6 protein-coding genes and 1 tRNA gene are annotated in these 6,338 nt (G+C 68.5%); all 7 read right to left on the reverse strand.

From position 1 onward, the window contains the following. Positions 1-205: 205 nt before the first annotated feature. The gene (locus K9U40_RS21410) at positions 206-1,528 is read right to left on the reverse strand and encodes an ATP-binding protein (protein WP_282892141.1); all 1,323 of its coding nucleotides are present in this window, start codon (positions 1,526-1,528) and stop codon (positions 206-208) included. Next, complete coding sequence (locus K9U40_RS21415) at positions 1,525-2,238, reverse strand: response regulator (RefSeq protein WP_282892142.1); 714 nt, start codon at positions 2,236-2,238, stop codon at positions 1,525-1,527. The genes K9U40_RS21410 and K9U40_RS21415 overlap by 4 nt, the downstream gene beginning before the upstream one ends. Before the next feature lie 27 nt (positions 2,239-2,265). After that, complete coding sequence (locus K9U40_RS21420; protein ID WP_282892143.1) at positions 2,266-2,760, reverse strand: hypothetical protein; 495 nt, start codon at positions 2,758-2,760, stop codon at positions 2,266-2,268. Then, positions 2,703-3,026, reverse strand: coding sequence for an Arm DNA-binding domain-containing protein (locus K9U40_RS21425; protein ID WP_414114975.1), 324 nt, complete (start codon positions 3,024-3,026; stop codon positions 2,703-2,705). The genes K9U40_RS21420 and K9U40_RS21425 overlap by 58 nt, the downstream gene beginning before the upstream one ends. Before the next feature lie 145 nt (positions 3,027-3,171). Further along, positions 3,172-3,246: transfer RNA gene (locus tag K9U40_RS21430), tRNA-Thr, on the reverse strand. A 126-nt stretch (positions 3,247-3,372) separates the two neighbouring features. Continuing rightward, positions 3,373-5,040 (reverse strand): MFS transporter, encoded by a 1,668-nt coding sequence (locus K9U40_RS21435; protein WP_282892144.1) that lies wholly within the window; start codon positions 5,038-5,040, stop codon positions 3,373-3,375. A 459-nt stretch (positions 5,041-5,499) separates the two neighbouring features. Continuing rightward, a partial coding sequence (gene rlmB / locus K9U40_RS21440; protein ID WP_282892145.1) for a 23S rRNA (guanosine(2251)-2'-O)-methyltransferase RlmB occupies positions 5,500-6,338 on the reverse strand: 839 nt, incomplete at its 5' end.

A 6,338-nucleotide genomic window follows, 5' to 3' on the forward strand; every position in this document is an offset into this window, starting at 1 on the left:
TCCCCGGGGGCGGCGGGGGCGCGCCGTGGTCGTGGCCTTCGTGGGCCGCAGCGGGGCCGGACAGCGCCGCACCGGCGAGAAGCCCGCACAGGCCGAAGACGGCTTTCCGCAAGAAATGGCGCGCCATGCCTCAACCCGTCCGCTCGCGATTCCGGTACGGGAGAGCGATAGCGCGCGGCGCGTCACGCCACGTATCGCTTCTGTATCAGTTTGTTTCAGCCTGGACCTTGGGCAGACATACCGTGGCGATGAGGCCGCCGCCCGTGGCGTTGGCGAGGGTCAGCGTTCCCCCATGCGCTTCCGCCACGCTGCGGGCTATGGTGAGGCCGAGCCCGACGCCTCCGGTGGCGCGGCTGCGCGAGGCCTCAAGCCGCACGAACGGCTCAAGCACGGCGGCCAGCTGGCCCTCCGGGATGCCCGGTCCCTCGTCCCGCACCGTCAGGACGGCGTCCGTCTCCTCGTCCTGGATGGCCAGATGCGCGGAGCCGCCATAGGCAAGCGCGTTTTCCACCAGATTGCCCACCATCCGCTTCAGGCTGACGAGCCGTCCCGCGACGACGAGGCGCGGCGGCGCCGAAAGATCGGCCCGCAGACCCCGGTCCCGCGCGTCGTCCACGATGGTCTCCACCAGGGCCACCAGATCGAGCGGCCGCACGGGCTCCTCGCTCGCCTCGCCGCGCAGGTAGGAGAGCGTGGCCTCGACCATCTGCTCCATCTCCGCGACGTCCCCGGCGATGGCATCGCGCAGCGCCGGGTCGCTCACATCCTCGAGGCGGAAGCGCAGGCGCGTCATGGGCGTGCGCAGATCGTGGGAGACTGCGGCGAGGGCCTGGGTGCGCCGCTCGACCAGCCCGGCGATGCGCGCCTGCATCCCGTTGAAGGCATGGGCCAGCTCCCGCACCTCCTTCGGGCCCGTCTCGGGGAGGTGAACGCGTGCCGCGTCCGGCGGCAGGGCCGCGACGGTGCGCGCCATGGCCCGAAGGGGCCGTGTGAGCCATGCGGCGATGGCGAGGGACAGGAGCAGCACCCCCGCCGCCATCAGCGTGGTGGAGAGCAGGGAACCGTGGCCCCCGGCGGTCTGCGGCAGCGAGGCGAACAGGCGCACATTCAGCCAGCTCCCGTCGGGCAGGCGCACGGCCACGAGGCTGAGGTGTGGATCGGGCCCGGCGCCAACCAGAATGTCCGTTGTGGCAAGGTCCGGTGCGAGCGCGCGAACCTCGGCGGCGAGGCGCTGGGCGGACGCGTCGGCGTGGGGCCCCGTCGCCGCCATGGCCTTGCGGCCCCAATGGGCATCAATGGCGCCCCCCGACAGGGCATGGGCCACCTCTTCCCGACGCTCCGGGGGGGCGGCGGCGAGCGACCGGCGCAGCGCCACGACCTGGTCGGCAAGGCGGACGGCATGTGCCGCATGGCGCTCGCGCTCCATGGCATGCTCGTAGGTCCACAGGCTCAGCACATGGACCACGACGATTCCGAGCACGGCCACGACAGCGGTCCGCAGGGCGAGGCTGTCGAGGGCGCGGATCATGAGCGCACCACCTCCGGAATGAAGAAATAGCCGGTCCCGCGTACCGTCTTGACCATCTCCGGCCCGTCGCTGGAATCAAGCTTCCGGCGCAGCCGGCTCACCTGGATGTCGATCGCCCGGTCGAAGCCGGTGGCAATGCGGTTCTTCGCGGCATCCATCAGCTGGTCGCGCGTCAGCACGCGCTGGGGATGCTCCAGGAAGGTCAGCAGCAGGTCGTATTCGCCGGTGGAGAGATCGACGATGGCGCCTTCCGGATTGGTCAGCTCCCGCCGCCGGGTGTCGAGGGTCCAGCCGGAAAACGTCAGGCAGGTGCCGCCGCTAGCAGCGGCGGGGTCGGACAGCCGCGTCCGCCGCAGCACGGCATGGATGCGGGCGAGCAGCTCGCGCGGGTTGAAGGGCTTCGCCAGATAATCGTCGGCGCCCAGTTCCAGCCCGACGATCCGGTCCACGTCGCTGCCGCGCGCGGTCAGCATGATGATGGGGAGGTTCGATGTGCGGCGGATGTCCCGGCACAAATCGAGCCCGCTCACCCCCGGCAGCATGACGTCGAGAATGACGAGGTCCACCGTGCCGGCGACCATCGCCTCCCGCATCTCGCGGGCATCCTGCGCGGCCGTGACCTTGTGCCCGTGCTCGCGCAGGAACTTGCCGGCGAGGCGCCGGATTTCTGCATCGTCGTCAACGATAAGGATGTGGCCTTCGGGGGACACGTTCGCGAACTCCTTGGAGCCGCATTTCTATAGTTTCGACGATGATGCGCAACCGCAGTCAGGCCGAAGTGAGGTGGTCCAGCGGACGAAGTCGCCGTTGGTCTTGATGTTCGCCAGCCAGGGATTGGCGTCGATCACCTTCTGCCCGACCGTCGCGACGAAGTCGCCATCCGGATTCTTCAGGATCTTCGGCCCGGTAGCCTCGCCCTGATAATAGACCGCATAGAACTCGCCCGGCGTCGGGTCGCGCCCGAGCGTCGCCTTCGCCGTCGCATAGACCGACTGCATCTTGCGGATGCCCACCGGGATCTGTGCGTCCACATCGGTGCTGTCACCGATGCCGGCGGCGTCGCGCTCCGACTTGAGGAGCTGGAATACCCCCAGCGCCGAGGACAATTGGCGCCCATCCTTGCCCACCGGCCGCAGCGCCGCGTTGAAGCCGCTCTCCTGCGCCACCACCGGCATCACGATGTCCAGCGGCAGGCCCGCCGCCGTGGCCGCCGCCGCGACCTTCTGCGCCACCGGATTGCTCGCGAACGAGGTGGTGGGTCGACGCCTGCTGCCAAGCCCGACTTCGCGGCATTCCGCGCTTTCCGAGCGTCGGCGAGCCCAACCGCCGGATAGGCGCCGAGTGCGAGCTGCTTCTGTTTGCCATCGAACCGGTACGCCAAGCGCCAGAGCCGGCCACCAGCGGGGGGCACGAGCAGGTGGAGGCCACCGCCGTCGGATAGTTTCACCGGGCGCGGCTGGGGTTTGGCAGATCGGACGGCGACATCGGAAAGCGCCATGTGTTGGCATCCGGAGCTGTTAGTATGCTCAGATGCCAACAATGATGCCAACAGGCTAAGGCCGACCTTGGCCGACACTGATAGCCTAGAAATCCTTTGATTTCTGGAATTCCGCGACGGCGATCGACGCCAGTCGACGGGGAAATGGTGCCGGATGAGGGGATCGAACCCCCGACCTTCGGTTTACAAAACCGCTGCACTACCGCTGTGCTAATCCGGCCCCGTGCTTTTGCTCTAGCAGCGCTTCGGCGACGGAACAAGCGCCCCGAAAAGGAGCGGCCCCGCCTTTTGGGGGCGGGGCCGTCCGGTCGGGCCGGGCGCGGCGCGGGGGAGCCGCGCGCCGGCGTCAGTGCCAGTGATCGATGTTGCGATCCTTGGTCTCGGGCACGAACAGAAGGCCGATGACGAAGGTCATCAGCGCGATCACGATCGGGTACCACAGGCCGTAATAGATGTCGCCGGTGGCCGCCACCATGGCGAAGGCGGTGGCCGGCAGCAGGCCGCCGAACCAGCCGTTGCCGATATGGTAGGGCAGCGACATGGAGGTGTAGCGGATGCGCGCCGGGAACAGCTCCACCAGCGCCGCCGCGATGGGCCCGTACACCATGGTCACGAACAGCACCAGGATGAACAGCAGCCCGATCACCGCCGCCACCCGCGGCTGGAAGATGTCGAACGGGTGCGCCATCTTGATGACGTCCTTGTTCGTCGCCGCGCTTGGATATCCGGCCGCCTGGAGGGCGGCGGTCGCCGACTTGGCGAAATCGGCGGAGTACGGCACGACCGTGTCGTTCACCTTCATCTGCACCGGTGAACCGGCGGGGCCTGCCTCGGTCGAATACTTCACCGACGACTTGGCGAGGAAGTCGCGGGCGATGTCGCAGGGCTGGTTGTAGATGCGCGTGCCCACGGGATTGAACAGGCTGCCGCAATTGGCGGGGTCCGAGACCACGGTGACGCGCACGTTCTGGATCGCCTTCTCCAGCGCGGGGTTCGCGTAGGAGGTGATCATGTTGAACAGCGGGAAGTAGCTCGCCGCGGCGATCAGGCAGCCCGCCAGGATGATGGGCTTGCGGCCGATCTTGTCGGAGAGCCAGCCGAAGAACACGAAGAAGCCCGTGCCGAACACCAGCGACCACGCGATCAGCAGGTTGGAGGTGTAGCCGTCCACCTTCAGGATAGATTGCAGGAAGAACAGGGCGTAGAACTGGCCCGTGTACCAGACCACGCCCTGGCCCGCGACGAGGCCGAACAGGGCGAGCAGCACAATCTTCAGGTTGCCCCAGGCGCCGAAGGCTTCGGACAGCGGCGCCTTGGAGGTGGTACCCTCTTCCTTCATTTTCTGGAAGGTCGGCGATTCGGAGAGCTGGAGGCGGATCCAGACCGAGACGCCGAGCAGGGCGATGGAGACCAGGAACGGAATGCGCCAGCCCCAGTCGCGGAACGCCTCTTCGCCGGTGAGGGTGCGGGTGAAGAGGATGATGATCAGCGACAGGAACAGGCCCAGCGTCGCCGTGGTCTGGATCCACGAGGTGTAGAAGCCGCGGCGGCCGTGGGGCGCGTGCTCGGCCACGTAGGTGGCGGCGCCGCCATATTCACCGCCGAGCGCGAGGCCCTGGAGCAGGCGCAGGACGATGAGGATGATGGGCGCGGCAATGCCGATGGAGGCGGCATTGGGCAGGATGCCGACGATGAAGGTCGACAGGCCCATGATCAGGATGGTGACGAGGAAGGTGTATTTGCGGCCGACCAGGTCGCCGATGCGGCCGAACACGATGGCGCCGAACGGGCGCACCAGGAAGCCGGCGGCGAAGGCCAGCAGGGCGAAGATATCGCGGGTGGCCGGCGGATAGGCGCTGAAGAACTGGGCGCCGATGATCGCGGCAAGCGAGCCGTACAGATAGAAATCGTACCACTCGAATACAGTGCCGAGGGAGGACGCGAAGATGACCTTCTTCTCCTCCCGGGTCATGGGACGCGGCTTGGCGGCCGCTCCTGCAGTCGTCACGCTCATGGAATGGGTCCCTCCCGTCGCATCAGGGCTCCGCCGCCGGCGGATGTCGAACTGAACACGATCTGTCGGAAGGCGGGCCGCGCCGGCACAACGCAAGGCATCCGCGCGCACAATGTGCGGCGGGGTCCCTTGGCGTTCCTCCGTCGGCCCGCCGTTTCCGCCTCTGCGTGCGGATCTGTTCCGGCAGGCTCGAGCCGGATCCGATCAGTCTGACCGGCGAATCCGTCTCTCACTTGAATAAGAGAACGCGTTTTCCGATGGGCTTGCCGGGCAAATCCGCCGGCGCGTGCTCTTGGCGCAATTTGCGCCATGTCAATACCATGGCGAAGGCGCGGCGGAGTGGCGATTGGTCAATGGTCTTAGGTGCAACCGCGAAGGGGCTGCGCTGCATCGCGGGGTGGCCCGAACTCAGGCCCGCTGGCGGTTTGCATATGGCCGTCCGCCGCCCGGGCCGGGCGGTCAGGCGCGCTTCATCACCCGGCGCGCCATGCCCAGCGACAGGGCCGCGGCGTTGGACACGTTGAGGCTCTTGATGGCGCCCGGCAGGTCGATGCGCGCCAGCACGTCGCAGGTCTCGCGGGTGAGCTGGCGCAGGCCCTTGCCCTCGGCGCCCAGCACCAGGGCGAGGGGCGCCCGCATGGGCGTGTCCTCCAGGTCGGCGGGGCCCTCGCTGTCGAGGCCCACCACCAGCATGCCGTTGTCCTTCAGCTCCGTTAGGGCGCGCGCGAGATTCGTCACGAGGCAGAACGGCACGTGCTCCAGTCCGCCCGACGCGCTCTTGGCGAGCACGCCGGTGGCGGCCGGGCTGTGGCGGGCCGTGGTGACGATGGCGCTGACCGCGAAGGCCGCCGCCGAACGCACGATGGCTCCCACATTGTGCGGGTCGGTGATCTGGTCCAGCACCAGGACCAGATCGGTCTTGGCGATGTCCTTCAGGCGCGGGGAGGGCAGGTGGTCCACCTCTGCGAGCAGGCCCTGGTGCACCGCGTCCGGCCCCAGCAGCTTGTCGATGTCGCCGGGGCGCACGATCTCGGGCGCGATCGGAGGGGTAAGGCCCTCCTCGGCGAGGCGGTGGATCGCATTCTCGGTGGCGCGCAGCCGCCGGAAGCGTCGCTTGGGGTTGCCGATGGCCTCCGCCACGGTGTGCCAGCCATAGAGCAGGGCGACATCGTCCTCCCCGGCCCAGGGCGGAGCCTTTCCGCCGCCGCCTTTGCCGCCTCCACCGCCGCCCTTGGCCCAGCGCGGCGCTCCCGGCGCGCCGGGTCGTCCGCCGGCGCGGCTCGGGAAGGAGGGGCGGG

The sequence above is a fragment of the Xanthobacter autotrophicus genome (assembly GCF_030015065.1).
Taxonomy (GTDB): Bacteria; Pseudomonadota; Alphaproteobacteria; order Rhizobiales; family Xanthobacteraceae; genus Xanthobacter; species Xanthobacter autotrophicus_D.